The organism is Planococcus sp. MSAK28401, assembly GCF_018283455.1.
Lineage (GTDB): Bacteria > Bacillota > Bacilli > Bacillales_A > Planococcaceae > Planococcus > Planococcus alpniumensis.
This window is the reverse complement of sequence record NZ_JAAMTH010000001.1, coordinates 3206418-3228934: the sequence shown is the minus strand read 5'-3', so window position 1 is coordinate 3228934 and position 22517 is coordinate 3206418. Positions and strand designations below refer to the sequence as shown.

The 22517-nt window shown below is 45.9% G+C and carries 23 protein-coding genes, 1 pseudogene and 1 riboswitch; of the genes and pseudogenes, 13 read left to right on the top strand and 11 right to left on the bottom strand.

The features are described 5' to 3' along the window. Positions 1–164: 164 nt before the first annotated feature. The 4 genes from G3255_RS16350 to G3255_RS16335 all read left to right on the top strand — a co-directional run bounded on the left by G3255_RS16350 (position 165) and on the right by G3255_RS16335 (position 3151). On the top strand, positions 165–1244 hold the full coding sequence (locus tag G3255_RS16350) for a YcxB family protein (RefSeq protein WP_211655444.1): 1080 nt from the start codon (positions 165–167) through the stop codon (positions 1242–1244). A 166-nt stretch (positions 1245–1410) separates the two neighbouring features. Next, a complete protein-coding gene (locus tag G3255_RS16345) occupies positions 1411–1908 on the top strand; it encodes a GNAT family N-acetyltransferase (protein ID WP_349291453.1) in 498 nt (165 codons plus the stop codon). Positions 1909–1936: 28 nt separating this feature from the next. Beyond that, a complete protein-coding gene (locus tag G3255_RS16340) occupies positions 1937–2689 on the top strand; it encodes an SDR family oxidoreductase (RefSeq protein ID WP_211655443.1) in 753 nt (250 codons plus the stop codon). 30 nt (positions 2690–2719) lie between these two features. Next, positions 2720–3151 (top strand): WapI family immunity protein, encoded by a 432-nt coding sequence (locus G3255_RS16335; protein ID WP_211655442.1) that lies wholly within the window; start codon positions 2720–2722, stop codon positions 3149–3151. Between the two features lie 16 nt (positions 3152–3167). On the opposite strand, the gene G3255_RS16330 is transcribed toward G3255_RS16335, so the two are convergent. Beyond that, positions 3168–3950 carry an ABC transporter permease subunit gene (locus G3255_RS16330; RefSeq protein ID WP_211655441.1) on the bottom strand — a complete coding sequence of 261 codons (783 nt, stop codon included), beginning with the start codon at positions 3948–3950 and terminating at the stop codon, positions 3168–3170. Next, complete coding sequence (locus G3255_RS16325) at positions 3943–4848, bottom strand: ABC transporter ATP-binding protein (protein ID WP_211655440.1); 906 nt, start codon at positions 4846–4848, stop codon at positions 3943–3945. The genes G3255_RS16330 and G3255_RS16325 overlap by 8 nt, the downstream gene beginning before the upstream one ends. A gap of 137 nt (positions 4849–4985) precedes the next feature. Here G3255_RS16325 and G3255_RS16320 point away from each other — a divergent pair, with 137 nt between their 5' ends. Then, positions 4986–5540 (top strand): TetR/AcrR family transcriptional regulator, encoded by a 555-nt coding sequence (locus G3255_RS16320; protein WP_211655439.1) that lies wholly within the window; start codon positions 4986–4988, stop codon positions 5538–5540. A gap of 105 nt (positions 5541–5645) precedes the next feature. Here the strand turns inward: G3255_RS16320 and G3255_RS16315 are convergent, their stop codons facing one another. Together G3255_RS16315 and G3255_RS16310 are read right to left on the bottom strand one after the other, a co-directional pair. Further along, the gene (locus G3255_RS16315; protein ID WP_211655438.1) at positions 5646–6977 is read right to left on the bottom strand and encodes a TrkH family potassium uptake protein; all 1332 of its coding nucleotides are present in this window, start codon (positions 6975–6977) and stop codon (positions 5646–5648) included. Between the two features lies 1 nt (position 6978). Next, complete coding sequence (locus G3255_RS16310; protein WP_211655437.1) at positions 6979–7644, bottom strand: potassium channel family protein; 666 nt, start codon at positions 7642–7644, stop codon at positions 6979–6981. Positions 7645–7716: 72 nt separating this feature from the next. Continuing rightward, a riboswitch (cyclic di-AMP (ydaO/yuaA leader) is annotated at positions 7717–7865 on the bottom strand. A 193-nt stretch (positions 7866–8058) separates the two neighbouring features. Between G3255_RS16310 and G3255_RS16305 the strand changes: the two genes are divergently transcribed. Both G3255_RS16305 and G3255_RS16300 read left to right on the top strand, forming a co-directional pair. Beyond that, positions 8059–8589, top strand: a complete 531-nt coding sequence (locus G3255_RS16305; RefSeq protein WP_211655436.1) for a sigma-70 family RNA polymerase sigma factor — start codon at positions 8059–8061, stop codon at positions 8587–8589. Continuing rightward, positions 8573–9577: an anti-sigma factor gene (locus G3255_RS16300; RefSeq protein ID WP_211655435.1), complete on the top strand. Its 1005-nt coding sequence runs from the start codon at positions 8573–8575 to the stop codon at positions 9575–9577. The genes G3255_RS16305 and G3255_RS16300 overlap by 17 nt, the downstream gene beginning before the upstream one ends. Positions 9578–9930: 353 nt before the next feature. On the opposite strand, the gene G3255_RS16295 is transcribed toward G3255_RS16300, so the two are convergent. Together G3255_RS16295 and G3255_RS16290 are read right to left on the bottom strand one after the other, a co-directional pair. Beyond that, a complete protein-coding gene (locus tag G3255_RS16295) occupies positions 9931–10236 on the bottom strand; it encodes a hypothetical protein (protein WP_211655434.1) in 306 nt (101 codons plus the stop codon). Positions 10237–10369: 133 nt separating this feature from the next. After that, positions 10370–12802, bottom strand: a complete 2433-nt coding sequence (locus tag G3255_RS16290; protein WP_349291452.1) for an EAL domain-containing protein — start codon at positions 12800–12802, stop codon at positions 10370–10372. 450 nt (positions 12803–13252) lie between these two features. Here G3255_RS16290 and G3255_RS16285 point away from each other — a divergent pair, with 450 nt between their 5' ends. Further along, positions 13253–14092, top strand: coding sequence for an aldo/keto reductase (locus tag G3255_RS16285; protein WP_211655433.1), 840 nt, complete (start codon positions 13253–13255; stop codon positions 14090–14092). A gap of 88 nt (positions 14093–14180) precedes the next feature. Here G3255_RS16285 and G3255_RS16280 read toward each other — a convergent pair whose 3' ends face one another. The 3 genes from G3255_RS16280 to G3255_RS16270 all read right to left on the bottom strand — a co-directional run bounded on the left by G3255_RS16280 (position 14181) and on the right by G3255_RS16270 (position 16943). Further along, positions 14181–15026: a GAF domain-containing protein gene (locus G3255_RS16280; RefSeq protein ID WP_211655432.1), complete on the bottom strand. Its 846-nt coding sequence runs from the start codon at positions 15024–15026 to the stop codon at positions 14181–14183. A 254-nt stretch (positions 15027–15280) separates the two neighbouring features. After that, positions 15281–16513, bottom strand: coding sequence for an MFS transporter (locus G3255_RS16275; RefSeq protein ID WP_211655431.1), 1233 nt, complete (start codon positions 16511–16513; stop codon positions 15281–15283). Positions 16514–16619: 106 nt separating this feature from the next. Further along, complete coding sequence (locus tag G3255_RS16270; protein ID WP_121299031.1) at positions 16620–16943, bottom strand: ArsR/SmtB family transcription factor; 324 nt, start codon at positions 16941–16943, stop codon at positions 16620–16622. 145 nt (positions 16944–17088) lie between these two features. Here G3255_RS16270 and G3255_RS16265 point away from each other — a divergent pair, with 145 nt between their 5' ends. From G3255_RS16265 to G3255_RS16250, 4 genes are read left to right on the top strand one after another with little or no spacing between them, the layout of a single operon-like run. Then, complete coding sequence (locus G3255_RS16265) at positions 17089–17850, top strand: Nif3-like dinuclear metal center hexameric protein (protein WP_211655430.1); 762 nt, start codon at positions 17089–17091, stop codon at positions 17848–17850. 53 nt (positions 17851–17903) lie between these two features. Next, positions 17904–18818, top strand: a complete 915-nt coding sequence (locus tag G3255_RS16260; RefSeq protein WP_211655429.1) for an alpha/beta fold hydrolase — start codon at positions 17904–17906, stop codon at positions 18816–18818. 5 nt (positions 18819–18823) lie between these two features. After that, positions 18824–19324, top strand: a complete 501-nt coding sequence (locus tag G3255_RS16255; RefSeq protein WP_211655977.1) for a kinase — start codon at positions 18824–18826, stop codon at positions 19322–19324. 29 nt (positions 19325–19353) lie between these two features. After that, positions 19354–20355, top strand: coding sequence for a S66 family peptidase (locus G3255_RS16250; protein WP_211655428.1), 1002 nt, complete (start codon positions 19354–19356; stop codon positions 20353–20355). A 101-nt stretch (positions 20356–20456) separates the two neighbouring features. Here G3255_RS16250 and G3255_RS16245 read toward each other — a convergent pair whose 3' ends face one another. Together G3255_RS16245 and G3255_RS20120 are read right to left on the bottom strand one after the other, a co-directional pair. Then, positions 20457–21521, bottom strand: coding sequence for an IS3 family transposase (locus tag G3255_RS16245; RefSeq protein ID WP_249222146.1), 1065 nt, complete (start codon positions 21519–21521; stop codon positions 20457–20459). Continuing rightward, positions 21518–21805, bottom strand: a pseudogene (locus G3255_RS20120) (helix-turn-helix domain-containing protein); the annotation flags it as partial. The pseudogene G3255_RS20120 and the gene G3255_RS16245, both read right to left, overlap by 4 nt. 25 nt (positions 21806–21830) lie before the next feature. Here G3255_RS20120 and G3255_RS16240 point away from each other — a divergent pair. Continuing rightward, entirely contained in the window at positions 21831–22499 is a 669-nt protein-coding gene (locus G3255_RS16240) for an aspartate/glutamate racemase family protein (protein WP_211655426.1), read from the top strand. Positions 22500–22517: the final 18 nt, after the last annotated feature.

Genomic DNA, 22517 nt, shown 5'->3' with positions numbered 1-22517 from the left:
ACTCCATAAACAAGCTGAATTTCAATTTGTTTATGACAAGAATGAACGCCTTCTCGAGCACTATATCAAATTTAGTAAACGATCGTAACCAAAAATGGATATAAATGGAGGGCTCGTCGTAAAGTGTGATAATATAACTGGATGATAATTAAAGGGGGATATCCATGCAATCCAATAGCGAGCTTCTCTTTCGTGGCACGTTAAATTTGAAAGATTTTCAGAAATACCAGTTCTATCACACAAGAAAATTTTTTCTTCTCTACTTTTGGTTTATGGTATTTATAGCTTCGTTTGGCATGACCTTATTTGATCCCGCTACGTGGCTCTTAAACGTGTTACTCTCACTATTTATGTCTGTTCTAGCGATGGGGTTGCTGATTCTCCTGGTTCGTTTTCGTTCAAAACGAGAATTTATAAGTGACAGCCTTATTCAGCAAGAAATCCAATACCAGCTAACCGAAGATGGAATCTCACAAACCACTAAAAATACAAATGTCCTTTTTGAATGGAAGAGTATTCGTTCTGCACATAAGAACAAGAAAATTTATCGCTTGTATGTCTCTAAAAATAAGGCAGTAATTATCCATGAAAACTATTTTTCTTCAAAGGAAGATGAGAAAAGGTTCGAAGAAATTGTTTCTTCCCACATTCCGACTTCGTCGAATAAACTTTCCGCCTCTTCTGCAACAGGTCCGCTTGCACTGCTGTTTTTGGGCACGGGAGCTTTAGTGATAGGATTGATTTTTGCGGAATCTCTCGTGCTTTCCGAGTTAACGGCGCCGCCCGAAACGAATTCCAGTCCAAGTCGCCCAATAACCACAACGATTTTGCATAAGCAAATCCAGGATTTGGGGAAGATTGAGAATGAACAGGAAGATGAAAGTGAAGAACCCTCTGATCAAAATACCAAAGAAGTTGGAAGCTTTATCTTTGCCTCGAGAGAATCTCCTGAAAAGGCTCATATGATCGAATTAAGAGAAGTGGTCTTAGCTGATGAAGATTTCGATCCGAGTGTAGATAGTTTAGATGATGAACAGCACGATGTCGTAGTTAGAATATATTATGGAGAAAACGGCGGAATCTTGGAAGATTTCGTACAGTATGACCCTAGAGGATCGTTCATTTCAGAAGACTTTGAAGTGAACTGGACAAGTGATAACCAAGCGACTGTAAATGCTTTCGAAGGAAATACAGAGGGAGAAAAGGTGCTAGAAGAGAGTTTCGAAATTATTATAGAGAATTAATAGAGTGTCGCCTTACATGATGCCAAAGAGGAAGTTTCCTTAGAGAGACCATAAAAAGGTTAATTCCACCGAGAGTAAATAATTTTACGTACAGAATATTTCCTGGGAAATAAAATTGCAATATGAATACAATCTTGGCTTGAAGAATTTGCAGGGGGTATTTGTAGTGATTAAATTTCGAAAAGCTGAAAGTCGCGACGCAGAACAAATCGTGCAAGTCATCAAAAACGCTGAGGATTCAGGATATATGATGTTCAATCCGGGCGAGCGGCAAATTTCAGCCGAATCGTTCGCAAAATTCATCGATGTATTGAATGCCAACGAAAAGTCAGGCGTTTTTATCGCGAGCGAAGAACATCAAGCTCTAGGATACTTGATTGTGCAAAATGAGAACCCCCAGCGAATTTCACATCGTGCTTATATTGTTATGGGTGTCCATAGCAATAGCCGCGGCAAAGGCGTTGGAAAGGCATTATTTTCCCATGTCATCGCTTGGGCAAAGTCCGTCGATCTGCATCGTTTGGAACTGACAGTGATAGCAGAAAACGCATCAGCAGTTACTTTATATCAGAAGATGGGATTCGAAATTGAAGGTGTGAAGCGGGATTCGCTGTTCATCAATGATGGCTATGTGGATGAATATTATATGGCAAAGCTGCTTTAATGAACTACATTAAAAGGAGGCTATCAGCATGGCAAAACCCAAAAGTATTGCATTGGTCACCGGCGTCAGCAACCACACCGGCATCGGCGCGGCTGTGTGCCGAAAACTCGCTCAACAAGAAACAGATATTTTCTTTACCCACTGGCAAGCAACGCCGGATTTTCCAGAGCGCTTCCGTTCAGAAATCAAGGATCTGGGTGTACGCTGTGAGTTTGTGGAGGTTGATTTAGCGCAACGGGATGCCGAAGCAGCTATCCTGACGCATGTGAAAAGTGCCATCGGATTCCCGAATATCCTCATCAATAACGCGGCGCATTCAATTGATTCCAACTATATGGATCTGACCGGCACGATCTTAGACGATCATTATATGGTGAATATGAGAGCGACGCTTTTATTGTCCACAGAATTCGCGAAAGGATTTCAGCAAATGGGGCGAAATGATGGGCGCATTATCAATTTGACCTCCGGGCAGGAGCAGGGGCCGATGCCAGGGAATTTGGCGTATGCGGCAACAAAAGGCGCGATTTCGGCATTCACCTCATCTTTGTCCGCAGAACTCACGGAACTGGGCATCACAGTGAACGCCGTCAATCCAGGACCGACCGACACCAATTGGATGGACGATGACATCCGGGAGTACCTGCGGCCGAAATTCGGCTTGGGGCGCATCGGGAAACCCGAAGATGCCGCAAACTTGATCGCGTTTCTTGCCAGCGAGGAAGGCGGCTGGATTACTGGGCAAGTGATTCATTCGGAAGGTGGATTTTTGAGAAGTTGAACGTGCTATATAGAAAAGAGGCTGTTTGAAGTGAAAGTCCACATACTGGGGGAACAAGCTGAGACGCAAATAGAAGTGTTAAAAAGAAGTTATCCAAAATCAGTGGATTTTTGGGATGCTAACTGGCTGGATACAATGATAATAATAAAAATCCCTGGATATTCTGCTCACTTTGATGCGCAATTGAGGGCAGATGAATTCAGGGATTTTCATAAACAATTGAAGGAAATGAACAAGCGGTTAAAAAGGAAAGTCGAATTAACTTCAATGGAAGGCGTCATTGACGTACAAGGCCGTATAAATCTGCTTGGCCGGATTGTGTGGAAAGTGGAAACGCAGTATCCGGTCGGAACCGGAGCGGTACTCACTTTCGAATTCGATTCGGATCAAAGCTTTGTGCCGCCATTACTGAAAGAATTGGAAGGTGTCCTTACAAACTATCCAGTCATAGGCACTCCGTAAGCCTGACCTGCCCATCTTATAGGGGCAGGTCTTTTTTATTGAAAGCCGTTATGCCAAGAAGAGACATAACCAGGGCGAGTCCGGCCAGGATGAATAATTGAATAGCGTACCCTTCTCCTGAAATAATTGCAGCGGAGTCGATGAGCGTGACGATGGTTGCGTTTTCGAGAATTTCTAAGCTATCGTTCATCCCAGCGAGCATATTGGCTGCAAAGAAAAATATCGTTAGCCCGCCGCCCAGGGCCAAGGACTGGCTGGAGCGGTTGAATAAACAGGAGGCGAAGAAAGTGATGCCGCTGATCGCGAGATTCAATAATAACGATCCCAAGCTAAGGACGAAAAAGGTCCCAACAGGTAATTCACCTGGCTGGACGAGCTCTGCCACTCCAACCCCAACGAGAAATACCAGTGCAAACATTGCCGTTAGGGAAGAGGCTATATAGAGAAAGCTCGTAAAGGTGTATTGAGTTCTCGTGATCGGGGTGGAAAGGTGATAAGCCATGCTGCCTTTATCCACCTGGCTGGCTACTAGCTTGTTCCCGATGATTACAGCATAAATCATCCCGAAAATGAGGGCGAAATTCCCGAAATACTGATTGGCGACAAAAGCGATTAAAGTCGAAATGTCACCTAACGGGTTAACGGGTGCATTCTCGTTGGCTTGGGCGATATCAGTCATTGTCTCAGGTGTAAATACGCTCATGATGATTCCGATCAGCACCGAGAGAGCGGCGGCTGTGATAAAGAAAGTTTTGAAGTTGGTTTTCGCCAAGTGGACAAATAAACGGCTATTAAACATGATAATCAACTCCCTTGTGGTAAAAGTTCATAAACGAATCTTCCAATGAATGTTTGATTTCGTGTATTGAGACAACTTCTCTGTCCGCAAGAGCTCGGAGCAGCGCATTCAGTTGAAGATTTTCTATGTCGACTACGATGTGCATCGTTTCTGGATGTGCTTCGCGAATAAGGAAGTTTTCCTGCTGGATAGACTGGAAATCCAGCAGGTTCTGGAAGTGTATACGAAAAGTGGTTTTATCCAATTGCTTAACACTTTGTGCATCGGTTACTGAAATCAATCTGCCTTGTTTGATCATCGCAATACTGTCGCAGGTGCCCTCGACTTCTTCAAACAGGTGAGAGGACATAAGGATGCTCTTGCCTTTTCGTTTTTCCTCATGAATCAGCTCAACAAATACCGATTGCATAAGCGGATCAAGTCCAGTAGTCGGTTCATCCAGAATGAGGATTTGAGGGTCGTGCATGAAAGCACAGACAATCCCGAGCTTTTGTTTCATTCCTTTAGACATTCGCTTTATTTGGGCAGAAGGATCCCAGTCAAATCTCTCGGCCAATTGTTTAGCCGCTGCCTTATCATGAATCCCGCGCATCTTAGCCGTATGTTGAATAAGCTGCGTGCCGGTCATGTTTTCGGGAAAGACGATTTCGGCCGGTAAATAACCGAGTTGCTGCTGAATTTTTTGTGGCTCCTCCCAGCAGTCTAGATTTAAAATAGTGGACTTGCCGATTTGAGGTTTGATGAATCCCAGTAAATGACGGATGGTTGTCGTTTTACCCGCCCCGTTAGGACCTAAAAATCCATATACTTGTCCTTTTTCGATTTGAATCGTGATATCAAAGATTCCTTTCCCATTCCCATAATCCTTCGTTAAATGTTGAATATCTATTGCCGCCATAAATATCACCTGCTCATTCTATTTTATTTTCCAACAACGTGTCGTATGATATAAGTGTATGGCGAACTGGTATCTTCATCAACCGACAGTTTAACTCGAATGTCGGATTTTTTAATTTGCCAAATGGGGGAACTAAGATGAACAAGAGCTCAGCGATTACAACCCAGACAAAACAAAATCTCATGGATGCTTTTTGGGAAATCTACTGCATGAAACGAATTGAGAAAATCACTGTGAAGGAAGTGACCGTCAAAGCAGGATATAATCGCTCCACCTTTTATGAATATTTTACTGACGTCTATGATGTATTGGAGCAGCTGGAAAACAGCTTAATCTCGAAGCTGCAGGAACTTCCTGTTCAGCAATTGTCCACTGCGGGTTCTACTTTTCCGTTCGAATCTTTAGTCACGGTATATATGCAACATAGCAAGTATCTCGCAGTATTGTTGGGAGACCATGGAGACCCAGCTTTCCAAGCTAAAACCAAGCGCAGTATGAAGCCTTTAATGAAAGAGGCGATGTTAGGACAAGGCGCAAAAGATGATTTTGAATTAGACTACACACTGGAATATGCATTGTCTGCAATGATAGGGGTATTGAGTTATTGGTTTAACCAAAAAGATGCACCGCCACTTGAAGAGTTGATGGAGTTATTGGCTCGGCTTTCAAGTGAAGGGGTCATGAAAAATTAGTGGCCGCTGTTATAAGATTATGTTGTTGGGACGTAAACTTGAAGTTTAGGCATATGAAAAAGCAGCATCCTAAGGTATGGATGCTGCTTTTAATATGGATAAAAATCAACCTGTAAAAATATCGCCTTTCGGATGGCTGATTTGTTCCCGGTGCTGGCGGGCCAATGCAAATGCCAGCGTCACAGGACCGACTCGGCCGATGAACATCAGTATCATAATGACGAATTTGCCGATGGTCGAAAGCTCTCCGGTCAAGCCCATCGACAGCCCAACTGTCCCGAAAGCAGAGAACGCTTCAAAAATAATCCATTCGAATGGCGCCTGCTCTGTATAAGACAGAATGAGAATGCCGGCGAAAACAGCGGACATGCTAATGAACACAATCGCCAGAGATCGTTCCAGCAAGTGGGAAGGGATCGCCCGGTTGAAAATGACCGCTTCTTTTTTCCCTTTCAAATAAGAAGCAGTCACTAAAATAATGACTAAGAAAGTCGTAAGCTTGATACCGCTCCCGGTCGAGGCACTGCCCGCCCCGATGAACATCAGCAGCGAGATTAGCACGATCGAGCCGGTCTCCATGCTGCCGATGTCGATGGAATTGAATCCTGCAGTACGTGGGGTAACCGCTTGAAAATACGAAGCCCATAGTTTATCGCCAAGCGGCAGCGCGCCGATGGTTTCCATATTGCCGTACTCAGAAACGAATAAAAACAGCATTGCGATCAGATTCACGGCTAAGGTCCCCGTCAGCATGACTTTGGAATGGAGGGACAATTGCTTAAAGTTTCTCGTTTTCCACAAATCATACAAGACGGTAAAGCCGATCCCGCCTGAAATGAACAAGAGGGTGATCAGGATATTGACTGTTGGGTCGCCGACATAGGCACTTAGGCTGTCATCCCATAGAGAGAATCCTGCATTATTGAATGCGGAAACAGCGTGGAAAGCGCTGGTGAAAAGCCCGTATGTCCAGCCGTATTCCGGAACCCAACGAACCGCTAAAATCGCAGTGGCCAATAACTCAATGCCGAATGCGAAAAACAGCAGAACCTGCACGAGGCGGATCATGCCGCCAAGTGAATACTGGTTGAACGACTGCTGGATCAAAATCCGTCCCCGCAGGCCAATTTTTTTGCCCAGCAGCAAAACGACCAAAATGGCGAAGGTCATGAGGCCGAGCCCGCCGATCTGCATGAGGACCATGATGACGGATTGCCCGAACACCGTGAAATCATTGCCGGTACTGACAACGACCAGCCCGGTCACCGTTGTCGCAGACGTAGCGGTGAACAACGCATCAATCCATGAAATCGGCTCAACTGTGGAGATCGGCAAATACAACAAGATGGTGCCAAATAAAATCGCCACCAGGAAGATCATCGTTAGAATTTGAGGCGGTGATATTTTAATTTTTTTAAATAAGGTGGATCGTTTCATTTTATAAACCTGCCCGGTCGAATTGGTGGATATCTTTCTTTGTTCCAAGCACCGTCAAAACATCTCCTGCCTGCAAGATGTCATCTGGCAACGGGGAAACATTCAATTTCTCCCCACGTTTAATGGCGAGGACGGTCACGCCGAATTTCAAGCGGATCTTCAGATCATGCAGAGACTTCCGGTTAACTTTCGGCGTGGCCATTAATTCGGTAATGCTATAGTCTGCAGAAAGGTCGATCGAATCGATGATTTTTTGAGACCCTAGATGTTCAGCCATTTTTTTGCCCATTTCAATCTCCGGTTGAACGACTTGCTCCACGCCGATCTTCATCAACACTTTCTGGTGGTAATGGTTTTGGGCTTTAACGTACACTTTAGGAATTTGCAGATCCTTCAAAACGAGTGTCGTCAGGATGCTCGATTGGATATCTTCGCCGATTGCAACGATAACATTTTCATAATTGGTAATGCCCGATTGCTTCAGAGCTGACTCGTTGGTCGAGTCCAATTGAAGTGCGTGGGAAGAAAACGCCGCGAACTCCACTACTTTTTTCTCGTCGCGGTCTATTGCCAGTACATCGTGACCCATTTGATGCAGTTCTTTGCAAATGCTGCCCCCGAATCTTCCTAATCCGATCACTGCGAACTGCTTCTTGTTCCATCTCATTTCTCTTCCACTCTTTTCCCTTAAATTTGAACACAAAAAAACCATTTCAAAGAAACGGTCTGAGATAGACCTTTTCTCTCTTTGCTACGCTTACGAGGTTAGCTGTCGGATTAGGGATGGAGAGTACCCCTTCTTCAAAATGAAGATTCACCCCGAGATCAAGTGGCGATCGAATTGGTTCCCCCGCACAGAAATTCATTCTGTCTCAGCGATATAAAAGGTGGATTCTGTTGTACAAGCTAAAATATACGCCTCTATCTGGAAAAGTCAACACAATTTTGTGTACCGAAATAAAATAATTTTATCCAGTTACAGGAAGAGTGATGGAATTCTTTTTACAAATTATTTCAGGAAAACTGTAACATTAATGAAAGGTAAACGTGTAAACAGTAGAAGTCGATAAAGGGGGAGAAGATGAAAAACCAGCAGCTGGAACAGCTTTTTAAACTGTATTCAAAACCCCTTTATTATTTTCTTTGGAAGTTATCAGGTTCTTCCCATCTGGCCGAAGATCTGACCCAAGAAACATTTGTCAGGGCAACTATCTCACTTCATACCTATCAAGGAGAACAAGCGCGGGCGTGGCTTTTCAAGGTGGCGCGTAATATTTATATTGATGAATGGCGCAAACGCAAGAGAAGGGAAAGCATTCCGTTCATAAATAGATTCAAGCCGGCTGAAGAAATGATCAGCCCATACGGATTGCCGGAAGATACAGCTTTGGCGCAAGAGCAACGGGACGACTTGAATATGCTGTTCGATTATTTGCCGGAACATTACCGGACGATTCTTTATTTGAGAGAAGTGGCAGAATTTAGTTATTCTGAAATAGTAAATGCGATGGATTTATCAGTAGAACAAGTAAAGGTCACATTGTACCGGTCACGAAAAAAACTGGAGACCATTGCACAACAGAAAGGGTGGCACGATGACAGAATGGAATGAAGCCTTGGAAAAGAAAATACTAAAGAAATCCCGTTTTGTGTTAACGGTGCGGATTCTCCGTATATTAATGATTGGAGTGCTAATCTACGGTGCTTATATGATCGCTTTAGCATTTATTACCGACGGGATGCAAGTGGCAGAGGAGAATGATTATTATACGAAGCTCGCATTGGATTGGACGGTGCCCAATGTCCGCGGGGCATTTGGGTTCGAAGAAGAAGAAGTTTCTCCCTTAGGCACCAGTGCATTTTCCTATCCTTTGGTCAGGACAGTGGGCAAGAAGGAAATGGTTGTAGGGCAAGCGCAAGTGACGAAGCGCTTAGCAAACAGCCTATCGTCTATCGAGTACCAAACCCCTTCGAGGGATGAACTCGATCGTTTTTTCTTTTTCTATCCGGAAGACCCGCGCAACGGCAATTCACTGAAAGCTTACGGCCAGCCCGACGTTTGGGGCACATTGGACAAGCTGCACGAAGGCACCGTGGCGGAATTAGCCTTTTCAACAGATCGCTTCATGACACCTGAAGAGTTGATCGCGCAATTGGAACCTTATGATATCGACGTTTTGTGGATGCCGCTGCATACGGGTGAATTTGAAACGTTCACGCCAGGCAGTTGGGGAGGCGGCGGTGACGATCTATCCGTGAACACTGTCTTCGGCCTGACAGGAGGGCAAAGCGCTTCCGATGATTTCCGATCTTTTTCTTCTATCTACCGGCTTGATTCTGAGACCATACAAGACAGCAAACAGATGATGATGGCTAATATGGAAACTTTGCTCGAAGAAAAGTCGGCCTCTTATTACGAAAGATTTTTGGGTCTGGATTATTTGAATGAACGCCATGATTATATAGAGAAAAATGGCTTTACGGTATACGGCGCTGTGGTCACTGGACCGGTCAAAGAATTATTGAAGCTCGAAGAGGAAGCTGTAGTGGCCGGTGAGCAATTGGGACAAGTGGAATTGTGGAATTGGGAAGAAGAGTAAACACATTGAAAAGAAGCGAGGAGACACTGCCATATGCAGCAACTCCTCGCTTCTTTTTTGGATAATGTCAGTAAATTTTTTACGGCTTTGCGACGAAAACACTTATGAAAAAAATAGCGCCCATCAACAAGAAGCCATACATTTCTTTCGTATTGTTCATCTGAAAGGATTGGAAACTCCTGATTAAAAAAATTCCTGCAGGGACAAGGAACGTAAACGGGAATAATTCCCTCCAATAAAATGACACTATCATCATAAAGATATAAAGGCCGTACAAGGGATACTCGATTTTTGCATTGGGCTTAAATGATTTCTGGTCACTTGCCATCAATTATTTCCCCTTTGAAGGTCGGTCATTGTTTAGAATTCACAATTTCAGATGAGTTGTCCGAAATTGATACCAAAAAGCGGTCGCTATCAATTTTTACTTCCAAATAATATTTCTTATCTTGTAGGTTTTGGACAATGACAAAATAATTGCCTCTCCCATAATCGTATCTTGTTCCGCCATGAAATAAATTATCGTCTTCGTTGTAATGATCGATGACATACTCTTTTGCGTGGTTGAAAGCCGCCGTTTCATTCGCCTTGTGCTCCAAATGCAAATACCCGCCAATGGCTAGAAGGGCAATCACCAACATAAACGTCAGGGTTTTCATGTTTATATCCCCCTATTCGAAATGTGCGCACTTTGCGAAAAAGTGGATTATTTAAAGAGCAGAGATTAGGCAAATGGGGGAGTTCCTATAATTTTCTCGCCAGCAAGCTGCTCTGTTAAAAGGACATAAATCATCAAGCCGGTTTCGTCGTATAGTAAATATCCTCGATTTCCTGCGCCGGCAGCGGGCGGTTGAAGTAATAGCCTTGCGCCTGGTTGCATTGCTCGGTTTTCAAGAACTCTAGCTGTTCTGCGGTTTCGACGCCTTCTGCGATGACGTTCAATTCCAGGTCATGCGCCATGCGGATGATGGTTTTGACGAGTGCCGCATCTTTGGAGTCGCTTTTGATATTGCGGGTGAAATGCTGGTCAATCTTCAAGCTGTCGATCGGGAATAGCTTCAAATAGCTGAGTGAGGAATAGCCGGTGCCGAAATCGTCAATCGATAAATGGACGCCGAGCGCTGCCAGTTCTTCCATGGTGGTGATGGCGCTGTCTGCATTTTGGATAATTGTCTCCGTCAGTTCTAATTCCAAGTACTGTGCGGCCAAACCGGTTTTTTTCAAGACGGTGCTGACGATTTCAGTTAAATCCTTTTGCGCAAACTGGCGCGCGGAAATATTGACTGCGACACGGAACGGGGCGAGCCCTATATCCTGCCAGTATTTATTTTGGCGGCACGCTTCTTCCAAGACGAATTCGCCGATTTTCGTGATGCTTCCGGTTTCTTCGGCGATGGGGATGAATTCTGCAGGCGAAATCATTCCCCATTCGGGGTGATTCCACCGCAGCAACGCTTCGACACCAATGATTTGTTCGGTTTTCAAGCTGATCTGCGGTTGATAGTGGATGGTGAATTCACCGTGCTCCAAGCCCTTGCGCAAGCCGGTAGCGAGCTTCGATTTCCGATCGATCGTTTCGTTCATTTCACGCGTGAAAAATTGGAAAGCGTTCTTTCCTCCTTCTTTTGCTTGATACATCGCGATGTCAGCGTTCTTGACCAGGGTTTCGGAATCGGCGCCGTCAAAGGGGAACATGCTGATGCCGACAGAAACACTTGTGAAGATTTCTTCGTTTTCAAAGCGGAACGGCGCGTTCAAGGCGTTGATCAGTTCCTGTGCCCGGTCTGCGGCTTTGTTGTATTCAGTATTGGGCAAAAGCAGGATGAATTCATCGCCGCCAAGCCGTGAAAGGGTATCTTTCGGAGTGATTTGAGCCTCCAGGCGGCTGGCGACACTTTGCAAAAAGAGATCTCCGATGGAATGCCCGAAGCGGTCGTTAATCATCTTGAAATTATCCAAGTCCATATAGAATAGCGAGAAATTCAAGCCCCGTTCATCTGCCTGACGCAGCAATGAGTCGAGTCGGTCGTTGAACAAACGACGGTTCGGCAAACCGGTCAAAGGGTCCAGATAGACAAGATCGTTGATTTTGTCTTCAGACGCTTTGCGTTCGGTGATGTCCCGGAGAATGCTGCTGAAGAAGACGCCTTTTTCCGTTTCCCATGTACCGACTGACATTTCGAGCTGGAATTCACTGCCGTCTTTCCGGCAGCCCGTCAATTCGATGGTACTGCCGATAACTTTTGACTTGCGCGTCTTACGGTAAACTTCCATGCCTTTATTATGTGCTTCTTTAAAGCGGTCCGGTACAATGACGCTGATATTGTGTCCAAGGATTTCTTTTTTGCTATAGCCAAAAATTGTTTCAGCGCCTTGATTCCATTGAACGATCGTGCCTTGGAAATCCGCTACGATAATCGCATCTTTCGCGGATTCGATGACGGATTGGAATTTCATCTCGGATTCTTCCGACTGCATTTCCAGACGGCGGTCAGTCCGCACACTGGCGAGCGTCAGCACGAAAAGCATTAGCATGCCGCCACCGATGCCATAGGCGAGAAGCGTACCGTTAACTGAAAATGGCGCGCTTTGCCCAACAACTGAGTGGTCCATTTGCGAGAAATCGGCCGCAGCCATGCCGGTATAATGCATCCCTGAAACCGCGAGCCCGATTAAAACCGCACCAGCCAGCTTGCGCCAATGAAATCTCGGTACATTCGGGATGTAGAACAGCAACGCCAAGCCGATAAACGATGCGGCAAAGGCAATGAGTGCCGACAAAGCCCACATGACTGGGTCGTAGGAAATCATCGCATCCATGCGCATGGCGTCCATGCCGAGATAATGCATCGACACGATTCCGGCGCTGATGAAGAAAGCTCCGGTAAATAAGTTTCGCCAATTGACGGAGGGCTTGCTGATGAGATAGAAGGCGATTGCACAAGAAATGACTGCCGGTACGATCGACAATAAAACCAGGCCGAAATGATAGGAGACTTCGACCGGCAGATGAAACGCCAGCATGCCGATGAAATGCATCGACCAGATGCCGAGTCCCAGAATAAAAGCACCCGCTGTAATCCAACGCAAATGCGATACGTTTTTGGCATATTTCAAGCGGCTGCTGATATCGAGTGCGACGGAAGCCGAGAAGACGGCAACCAGAATGGAAAGGGCGACGAGAGGAAGGTTATACGAACTGACGAGATCTGTTATGGGACTCACGCTCTTTCTTTAATGTATTGAGGGATGAATGCTATTAACTTAATAGAAACGGATCCCCAGCTTTAAAATGGCTGAAACGGTTTGGAATTCTTCAAAACACAGAGTAATGTTAATAAACAACTAAAAAATCCAATATTTTCAAAGGTCATAAGATATATGTAAAATAGATAATTACATTATTTAGAGGTCCATTTGACATTAATAATATCCAAATAAAGCTATTTTCCATTAGAATACCACAATTGTCTCGAAATGAAACTATGTATGATTCATAAAACTTCACTGTGATAGAGAGGTGAAATTAAAAGTTATTTTTAAATAATAAAAATTTAAAGCTAACTAAATCTATACGATTAAAATTCTACGTTTTTATTCGAGTGCGATAGTTTTACCTGGGAGCGGGTATAGTAAGTTTATTGCTTTAGTTAAGAATATAGGAGGATACCATTCATGAAAAACTTACAAGCTACTGTCACTTTAAATAACGGAAGCGAAATGCCTTGGCTTGGCCTGGGCGTATTCCGAGTAGAAAACGGCCCTGAGGCGACTGAAGCCGTCAAAACCGCAATCGTCAACGGCTACCGCAGCATCGATACCGCCGCCATTTACGGAAACGAGGAAAGCGTCGGAGAAGGGATCCGCCAGGGAATCAAAGCGGCAGGGATCTCGAGGGAAGACTTGTTCATCACGTCAAAACTATGGAACGACGATTTCGGCTATACGTCCGGTATCCAAGCTTACGGGACGAGCCTGAAGAAATTGGGGCTGGAGTACCTGGACTTGTACTTGCTCCACTGGCCCGTTGAAGGCAAATATAAAGAGGCATGGAAAGCGCTCGAGCATCTCTATATGGACGGCCAGGTCATAGCAATAGGCGTCAGCAATTTCCAGATCCATCATCTAGAAGACCTGATGGAAGACGCGGACATCAAGCCGGTCGTCAACCAAATCGAGTATCACCCGCGCTTGACGCAAGAGAAGTTGCTCGCGTTCTGCCGCGAACACGACATCCAGGCGGAATCCTGGTCGCCGCTCATGGCTGGCGAAGCGCTCGAACAGCCGGAGCTGAAAGAAATCGCAGCGAAGTACGATAAATCGGTCGCCCAAGTCATCCTGCGTTGGAATCTGCAAAATGGCGTCGTGACCATTCCGAAATCGACCAATGAAGGGCGCATTGTTGAAAACTCCCAAGTGTTCGATTTTGAATTGACGGAGGAAGACATGAAACAGATTTCGGCATTGAACGAAGATCGCCGCGTCGGCCCGGATCCGGACAATTTCGATTTTTAAAGAAAAATAGACACTGACATTAGGTGAGTGTTTGTCTCTCCAGACATAACAAAAGGAAGAGAAAAGCCCTTGAGCTTTTCTCTTCCTTTTATTTTTCCAGCGTATAGCCGATTTTATTCAACGCCGATTCAATGTCGGCGACATACTCGGTTTTCAACTGTGACAAGTGTTCGCTGACACCTGACATTTGCACGAGCCAAGGCGGGAGGCCGGTCATCATGACTTGTACGCCCATGACGTTCAAGCCTGACACCAAATTCTTCAAGACGTCCGGGAACTGGTTTTCCAGCAGCATCAATTGCGACAAGTCGATGACAAACGAATGGATGCCTTTGTCGGCCGCATAATGCAAAGTGTCTTCCATGATTTTCTGGGACCGTGATTCATTGATATTCCCTTGAAGTGATAGAATCGCCAACCCCTTTTTGATCGGGATGATTGGCACGCTCAACAACTCGATGTCTCCTAGCGTAGTGTCCAAATGGATGACATATGATAGCACTTCCGCCATTTGCTTGAGGAAATGGATGTCTTTATCGCTAAAATCTTTTTCTTCTTTGTCCATGACGCATAAGGTGCCGAACACCTCGCCGTAAAAATCACGCAGCGTCACGCCGAGAAAGCCTTTTACTTCGAGTTCTTCGGTCACTTCCAAATCTTTTGTTAACGTGAAGGAGCCGAGGTTCTTTGTGCGCATCGCTTCGTGGTCGCTTTGGATGATCAGGCGGCAATATGTGCCGTCGTATTCCACGGCATAGCCTTCGGGAATGATGTAATGGTCTTTATTGAATGAGCTGATTACTTTCATCGCCGTCGGTCCGCGCTGCGTCACATAAGCAGTATTGACGTCCAGTTCATCACTGATCACTTGGAATAATTTATAGGAAACGGCTTTTAATGAATCATGTGTAGACATTCTCTGTTTGTTGTTCATCTTTCGTTCCTCCCCATATCCTGGGGGGACCCTGCCAGTCATCTTTGATGTATAGAGTCATTTCCTTTACGTGCAACTTGATGTCGTTCAAGTTTTCATAAAAACTCCAGTTTAATCGTCCAGTCAGTAGGGCAGCCCCTCGTGTTTCTGCCATTAAGGCTATAGAAATCAGGAATTGCGGTCAAGAGAAACATTTCGCACTCCGAAAAAATGAACACGGCCACAGAGCTGAATTTCGTCAAGCGCTGCCTCGTTTACTGCTCGAGGCCAGCTTTCGCGCGTGCTGTAGAAAAATCATCCGCCCGGTCCAAGCGGGTACTAAGAAACGCAAGCCCTGATGCAAGCAAAGCACATAATGCGCCGACCCAGGACAGATGGATATAGCCGCCCTGTGCGACCACGTATCCGCCGAGTGTCGCACCGAGCGCGATGCCGATATTCACAGCGACAGGCGTCAGCGAAGAAGCGAAATCTTTGGCTGCGGGCGAATAGACCGTAGCCAAGTTCATAAAATACATTTGGATGGTGGCATTCATCGCATAAATCATGATGGCCATTAGCATGAGGCTGACGAGCCCTGCGAAAGTCGTGCCCATCGTGAAATAAAGAGAAGCTAAAATAACCGCTTGGACGATAAATACATAGCGCAACTTGCTGACGCCGTTACGGCCGGCGATTTTGCCAGCCAATACATTGCTGAGAATGGAGAAAGCGCCGTATGCGAGCAGGACGGCACTCACGTAGCGTGTCGGGATGCCCATGCCGTCTTCCAAGATTGGTGTGATATATGTGTAGATTGTATAAGTGCCGGCGATCGAAAAGGTCGGGATAAAGAAAGCCAAAATCATCCGTGGATTCGCCAATAACCCGAGCTGGTCTTTAGCAGAAGCTTTAACGACCTTCAATTTGCGTGGCAGGATGAAGATGGCCATCACTAAGCTGATAAGGCCGAGCAAGGTCGTGAACCAAAACGTCAGCTGCCAATTGCCGAGCTGGCCGATCAATGTGCCGAGCGGGACGCCGATGACATTGGAAATGGTGAAGCCGGCGAAAATAAGCGCAATGATCGGGCCTTTTTTATTTTCCGGCATGATGTCGCTGGCGATGCTCATCGATAAAGCGACCAAGACGCCACTGACCACAGCTGTAATAATGCGCGAGAAAATCAACAATTCATACGACCCGGATAAGGCGCTGAGGATGTTGCCGGCGGTGAAGATGGAGATCAAGGTCAGCATCAGTGGATATTTGGGGAAGCGGCTGACAAAGGCGGTCAAAAAAGGAGTTCCGATGGCATAAGCGATCGCAAATCCAGACACGAGCGTCCCCGCAACCGCCAAGCTGATATTCAAGTCAGCCGATACTTCCGCGAGCAGGCCGACAATGACAAATTCGCTTGTGCCCATAACGAAGGTCAATAAGGTTAAGGTGAACGCCAATACCTTCTGTTTAGTAGTGAATAATTCTTGTGGTGAAGTTGTTTCCATAATAATCTACTCCTCTATGTAATTCATTGGGAAAATCAGTTTATTGTAATATAGAAATATCTAATATTATCGATATAAGAAATCAAAAAAAGAGACGAGCCCGGTCTCAAATTTCTTCATTGATGAATTTTGCGACCTTCGCTAATGTCTCTTCATTGCGCCTGTAATACGTCCACTGCCCGTAACGAACAGCCTCGAGCAATCCAGCTTTTTGCATGAGCGATAAATAATGCGAGACGGTGGATTGGGACAAATTCACCTTTTCTTGAATATCGCCGACACAGACGCCGCCTTCGATACTGACCTCCTTGGGCAAATGCGCTTGCTGTGCAGGGAAATTCTTCTCCGGCTCCCGCAGCCATTTTAAAATGTTCAAACGGGTTTCATTCGACAACGCTTTAAATACATCGATAACATTTAAATTTTCCATGGGCCTATCTTATATCGATACTATTCGATATGTCAAAACAAAGCGTTTCAACATGATCTTTTCTTTAATAAATCGAATTGCCAATATTATGAAAGGATCTTTATATGGTAAAATCAAGAAAAAACAGAATAGTGGGGCATTTAAGATGAAATTAAATGATTTTGAAAAAGCGATCCAGCAATTGTTCGGGGAGGAATTGCTGAAAGAAGACGATGAATACGGTTTTACAACCACAACGGATAAAGAAATCCACAAGATTGGCTATGCGACCAATTTATCTCTTGAAACGGTGGAAATGGCCATCAAACAAGGCGTGGATTTGATGGTGACACATCATGACGCTTGGGATTTCATCTACGGATTGAGAAAAGCGTGCGTCGATAAGCTGAAAGCGCATAACATCAGCCATTTCTGGATCCACGCACCACTGGATTTCGTGGAATTTGGCACCTGCACCTCATTGATGAAACAATTGGAAGTGGACGAAATCACCGCCTACTCTACCTACAGCGAAGCGGATGGCGAACTTCCTGGCATCGCGGAATTCGCTGCTCCTGTTGAGTTTGAGCAGTTGGCTGAAAGAATGCGCGGTGCTTTAAACGAACCAGTGCGTGCTTGGAAAAATAATGCCCAGCCCGTCAAACGGATCGGCGTCTTGACCGGAGCGGGCCATCCCTCTGCATTGATCCGCGAAGCGGCCGAAAGAGGGTGCGATACATATGTCACCGGAGAAGCCACGCTCTACACCATCCAGTATGCGCAGTTCGCCGGCATTAATTTACTGGTCGGCAGCCACACCTTCACAGAGATTTTCGGCGTGGCAAGCTTAGCTGAGAAAATCGCTGAAATGAACCCGGATGTCGAGATTGCAGAGTTGAAAGAAGCGCATTTTGAGTTGAATCATTGAGGACTGAGACAGTTGCGGTTCGGCGGATTCTTTCAATAGAAGGAGAGAAAAGGATGAAAAGCCTTGTGCACCTTAACGGCCGGCCGATGGAAGTGCTGCAAAAAGGCGGGACTGGCACGCCGATTCTCATCATGACAGGCATGGGTTGTTCATTTGAAGAATGGTTCAACGTAACAGAAATTTTATGTGAAACTCATAAAGTCATCTTATTCCATCGCGCTGGGCTTGGCGCGAGTGAATTGGGAACAGAGCCGCGTACGACAGCCGCTGCGGCACGAGATGCCAAGAATCTTTTGGAAGTATTGGAAGTGACGGAGCCGGTTGTGCTGATTGGCCATTCGTACGGCGGTTTATGTGCGCAGCATTTTTCAAAACTCTATCCGCAGCAAGTCGGCGGGCTGCTGTTAGTGGATTCCACGTCGGATAGCCTGGAAAAACTCGACGAACTTCCGGATTTAGCAGAAGATGCTTCTGATGATAAATGGTTGGAGGAGTGCGGCAAATTCGCCGAACTGGATGAAAGTGAATTGAAAAAAATGATTCGCCCCATGTTGAGCGAAAACCAGAAAAAATTGCCGCGCCCTATACAACAACGGTTAATCGAATTTCAGCAAAAACCCAATTTATACAAAGCCATGAAGTCCGAAGTCGAAAACTGGAGAGCGGACGCCAAGATCATCAAGAGCTTAGGCACGCTTTCAGGCATTCCGCTTATAGTCATCGGCCGTGATATGGACTATGCCGTGGAGCAAGGCGTGGAAGAAGGATGGCCAGGGGCAGAACTGAGGGCGCAAGAACATCTATGGCATACATTGATCCAGGAGCAATCCGCCCTGTCCGAAAACAGTGAACTGTTTTTTGCGAAGGGTGCTGGCCATATGATTCATCTCGACCGGCCAGACTTGGTCATTGCGATGGCACAAAAATTAACCCAAATCCCCTGGAACACAGGACCGAAGAGAGCGTGATTACATTGGAAACAACACTCATCGTGTTGAGGGGAAATTCAGCAAGCGGCAAAACGACGATAGCGAAACGCCTGCAAGATCATTTCGGACGGGGCACCTTATTGGTGTCGCAAGACGTGGTTCGCCGTGACATGCTGAAAGTGCAGGACCGGGATGGCAACCTATCGACAGAGTTGATCCGGCAGATCACGGAATACGGCAAAGGCAAATGCCGCATCGTCATTTTGGAAGGAATCTTCATGAAGCAGCGTTACGGGGGATTGTTGCTCGACTTGATCCGGTTTTATGACGGCGATGCATTGATCTACTATTTTGATGTGCCCTTTGAAAAAACGCTGGAGCGCCATAATATGCGTCCTCAATCTCAGGACTTCGGGGAAGAATCATTGCGGGCTTGGTGGACTCCGAAAGACGATTTGGGTATGCCTGGTGAACAATTGCTGACAGAGGCAATGTCCGAGCAAGCGATCGTCGAATTGATTTGCAGCCAGGTTGAAGAGCATTAGAGAGTCAATAAAAGCAAAGGAGCAAGTACATGACTATATTCAATCGATTAAAAGCAGGGGACAAGATCGGGATTTATTCCCCGTCGTCTCCGATTACCTTTAATTCGCCAGTGCGCTTCAAACGGGCAAAAGATTTTCTGGAATCCAAAGGCTTTGAAATCGTGGAGGGCAGCTTGACGGGTAAACGGGATTTCTACCGATCGGGCACGATACAGGAGCGGGCACAAGAGCTGAATGAACTGATCCGCAACCCGGACGTCCGCTGCATCATGTCGACAATCGGCGGGACGAATTCCAATGCGCTGTTGCCGTATATCGATTACGAAGCGTTTAAAAAAGATCCGAAAATCATGATCGGCTACTCGGACGCGACGGCTGTGCTGCTCGCCATTTATGCCAAGACCGGCATACCGGTGTTTTACGGTCCGGCGCTGGTGCCGTCTTTTGGTGAACACGAACCGTTCGTGGATTATACATATGATTATTTTGAAAAAGCATTGATGCATGAGCAAGCCCTTCCGTATGCAGTGGAATTGCCGCCGTACTGGACGGATGAACCGGTCAACTGGGAAGAAAAGACACAGGACAAGGAACTGCGCAACAACGAGTGGGTGAGCGTAACAAAGGGCAGCGTGACGGGACGCCTGGTCGGCGGAAATGTCAATACGATGGCCGGCATCATGGGGAGCCCCTATATGCCGGTGATTGAAAACGGCGATATTTTGTTGTTGGAAGATACGATGAAAACGGCCGCCGTCGTGGAGAAAAACTTTAATTTGCTGAAGCTCAATGGCATTTTTGACAAAGCAGCGGGAATCATTTTAGGCAAGCATGAACTATTTGATGATCAAGGAACGGGGAGAAAACCATACGAGATTTTGCTGGAAGTGCTGGGAGATCGCGAGTTGCCAATTCTTGCCGAGTTTGACTGCGCACACACCCAACCGATGCTGACGATGCCGATCGGCAAAACCGTCACATTGGATGCGACCGAAAAACGAGTTGAAATCACGGAGCAATGGATTCGTTAATTGAGGGGGAAGACGATGAAAACTATCGGGTTGATCGGCGGGATGAGCTGGGAATCGTCAGCGGAATATTATGAACTGACCCAAAAAAGTTAGACAAAAAATTAAGCAGCTTGCTCGACATGAGTTCGGTATTCAACCGGACTCATGTTTTTTAATTTGGCCTTCATTCGTTTCTGGTTGTAATACACCATATAATCATCCAGTTCCTGGCGGAAGTGGTCTATACTTTCAAATTCCTGAAGATACAGGAGCTCCGTCTTGAGAATACCGAAAAAGTTCTCGATAACGGCGTTATCCAGGCAGTTCCCCTTACGGGACATGCTTTGAGTGATGGTTCGATTCGCCAATGCTTTTTGGTATTTTGCCATCTGATAATGCCATCCTTGATCAGAATGGAGGACGAGCTCTTCGCCAGGATCCAGACGCTCAAAAGCCTGATCGAGCATTGTGGAAACCAAGTCATACGTCGGTCGGCTCTGGACCGTGTAGGCAATAATTTCACTGTTGAACAGGTCCAAAACGGGGGAAAGATAAAGTTTCTGCCCGAAAAGGGAAAACTCCGTCACATCGGTCACCCACTTCTGATTCGGTTTCTCGGCCGTGAAATCCCGGTTCAACACATTCGATGCCACCTTCCCGGCATTGCCTCGGTAGGAACGGTATTTCTTCATTCTTACCTGGCAGGTAAGTCCGATGGCTTTCATCAACTTCAGAACGGTTTTCGGATTAAGCCGGATGCCTCTTTTACCTAATTCAATCTGGATATTACGATGGCCATAACGTCCTTTGTGCTCGTGGAAGATGAGGGAAATCATCTCTTTTGTCTCTTTGTATTTATCGGGGCGTTCCTGATGTTTCATCCAATAATAATAGGTGCTTCTCGGAATAGATGCCACCTGGATGAGGTCGACGACCTTAAAATCATGCCTTAGCTCATAGATTACCTGAGCTTTGAGTTGCGTTGTGAGCGTTCCTTTTCCTTCACTAAGGCATTCAACTTTTTTAGATACGCATTCTCCATGCGCAGCCGTTCGACTTCTTCCTCGAGTGTTTCGTTCGACTCTTTTGGCAGTACGGTTTTCTTCAGTTTCTCTTTCATGGCTGGACGCCCCTTTTTCTTTGGAATGAGGGCGTCCACTCCATTTTGATCCACTACTTTCTTCCATTTCATGATCGTGGTTCTAGAAGGGATATTGAAAACCGCAGCGGTTTCACAAAAGGACGCCCCAGTGTCGTTCATAAAGGTAAGTACGTCCATTTTAAACTCGGCTGTATAGTTTGTATACCGTTTCCACAACCCCTCCTCGCCATGATGCCTGTAGAGGTCAATCCATTGTTGGAGCACTTGGCGATTAACGCCATAGCGCTCGGCAATCTCTTTTTGCGATTCATGCCCACTCAAATACTCCTGAACAGACTGTATTTTGGTTTCAAACGTAAATTTTGTCATAGAAAAACTGCACCTCCATTGTTAGTTGTGTCTAACAATTTCGGTGCAGTTCAATTATCGGCTGCTTAATGAACAAGTGAAACAACGTTTGGGTGGCCTCCATTCGGCTGAATGCCTGATGTACAGTGTCGACTTCGAGGAAATTGAACGCTTTCAGTCACAAGGAAAATGGCAAGAAGCAGGCGAGCGATTGGCGGACGTTGCCCGTTCGCTTGAAAAAGGCGGTGCACAGCTGATTGTATTGTGCACGAACACGATGCACAAAGTGATTTCTTCTATAGAAGAAGCTGTTTCGGTGCCTGTTTTGCATATCGCAGACGCAACCGCAAAAGAGATCCAAGTAAACCATCTCCATACGATAGGGTTGCTCGGGACCAAGTATACGATGGAGCAAGATTTCTACAAAGAACGCATTGCCGAAAGAGGCATTGAAGTGTTGATTCCGGAAGCTGCAGAACGCGACATGATTAACGAAATCATTTTTGATGAATTATGCCTAGGGAAAATCAACGATTCGTCAAAAGTGAAATATCAACAAGCCATCCAAAACCTCATCGATCGCGGGGCACAAGGAATCATTCTTGGATGTACAGAAATCGGTTTGTTAATTCACGATGAAGATGCAGAAGTGCCGCTGTTTGATACGGCGAAGATCCACGTCAAAGCGGCGGTGAAAGAAGCGCTGGACAACTAAAAGTAAAAAGGGGGGAGC

What these genes read in the sequence shown, in the direction of transcription:
- G3255_RS16260 (WP_211655429.1), top strand. Translation starts at nt 17,904, where the DNA reads ATGAAAAGCCTTGTGCACCTTAACGGCCGGCCGATGGAAGTGCTGCAA.
- G3255_RS16325 (WP_211655440.1), bottom strand. Translation starts at nt 4,848, where the DNA reads ATGGCGGCAATAGATATTCAACATTTAACGAAGGATTATGGGAATGGG.
- G3255_RS16275 (WP_211655431.1), bottom strand. Translation starts at nt 16,513, where the DNA reads ATGGAAACAACTTCACCACAAGAATTATTCACTACTAAACAGAAGGTA.
- G3255_RS16350 (WP_211655444.1), top strand. Translation starts at nt 165, where the DNA reads ATGCAATCCAATAGCGAGCTTCTCTTTCGTGGCACGTTAAATTTGAAA.
- G3255_RS16330 (WP_211655441.1), bottom strand. Translation starts at nt 3,950, where the DNA reads ATGTTTAATAGCCGTTTATTTGTCCACTTGGCGAAAACCAACTTCAAA.
- G3255_RS16250 (WP_211655428.1), top strand. Translation starts at nt 19,354, where the DNA reads ATGACTATATTCAATCGATTAAAAGCAGGGGACAAGATCGGGATTTAT.
- G3255_RS16315 (WP_211655438.1), bottom strand. Translation starts at nt 6,977, where the DNA reads ATGAAACGATCCACCTTATTTAAAAAAATTAAAATATCACCGCCTCAA.
- G3255_RS16285 (WP_211655433.1), top strand. Translation starts at nt 13,253, where the DNA reads ATGAAAAACTTACAAGCTACTGTCACTTTAAATAACGGAAGCGAAATG.
- G3255_RS16270 (WP_121299031.1), bottom strand. Translation starts at nt 16,943, where the DNA reads ATGGAAAATTTAAATGTTATCGATGTATTTAAAGCGTTGTCGAATGAA.
- G3255_RS16310 (WP_211655437.1), bottom strand. Translation starts at nt 7,644, where the DNA reads ATGAGATGGAACAAGAAGCAGTTCGCAGTGATCGGATTAGGAAGATTC.
- G3255_RS16305 (WP_211655436.1), top strand. Translation starts at nt 8,059, where the DNA reads ATGAAAAACCAGCAGCTGGAACAGCTTTTTAAACTGTATTCAAAACCC.
- G3255_RS16295 (WP_211655434.1), bottom strand. Translation starts at nt 10,236, where the DNA reads ATGAAAACCCTGACGTTTATGTTGGTGATTGCCCTTCTAGCCATTGGC.
- G3255_RS16280 (WP_211655432.1), bottom strand. Translation starts at nt 15,026, where the DNA reads ATGAACAACAAACAGAGAATGTCTACACATGATTCATTAAAAGCCGTT.
- G3255_RS16340 (WP_211655443.1), top strand. Translation starts at nt 1,937, where the DNA reads ATGGCAAAACCCAAAAGTATTGCATTGGTCACCGGCGTCAGCAACCAC.
- G3255_RS16300 (WP_211655435.1), top strand. Translation starts at nt 8,573, where the DNA reads ATGACAGAATGGAATGAAGCCTTGGAAAAGAAAATACTAAAGAAATCC.
- G3255_RS16320 (WP_211655439.1), top strand. Translation starts at nt 4,986, where the DNA reads ATGAACAAGAGCTCAGCGATTACAACCCAGACAAAACAAAATCTCATG.
- G3255_RS16245 (WP_249222146.1), bottom strand. Translation starts at nt 21,521, where the DNA reads ATGGAAGAAAGTAGTGGATCAAAATGGAGTGGACGCCCTCATTCCAAA.
- G3255_RS16265 (WP_211655430.1), top strand. Translation starts at nt 17,089, where the DNA reads ATGAAATTAAATGATTTTGAAAAAGCGATCCAGCAATTGTTCGGGGAG.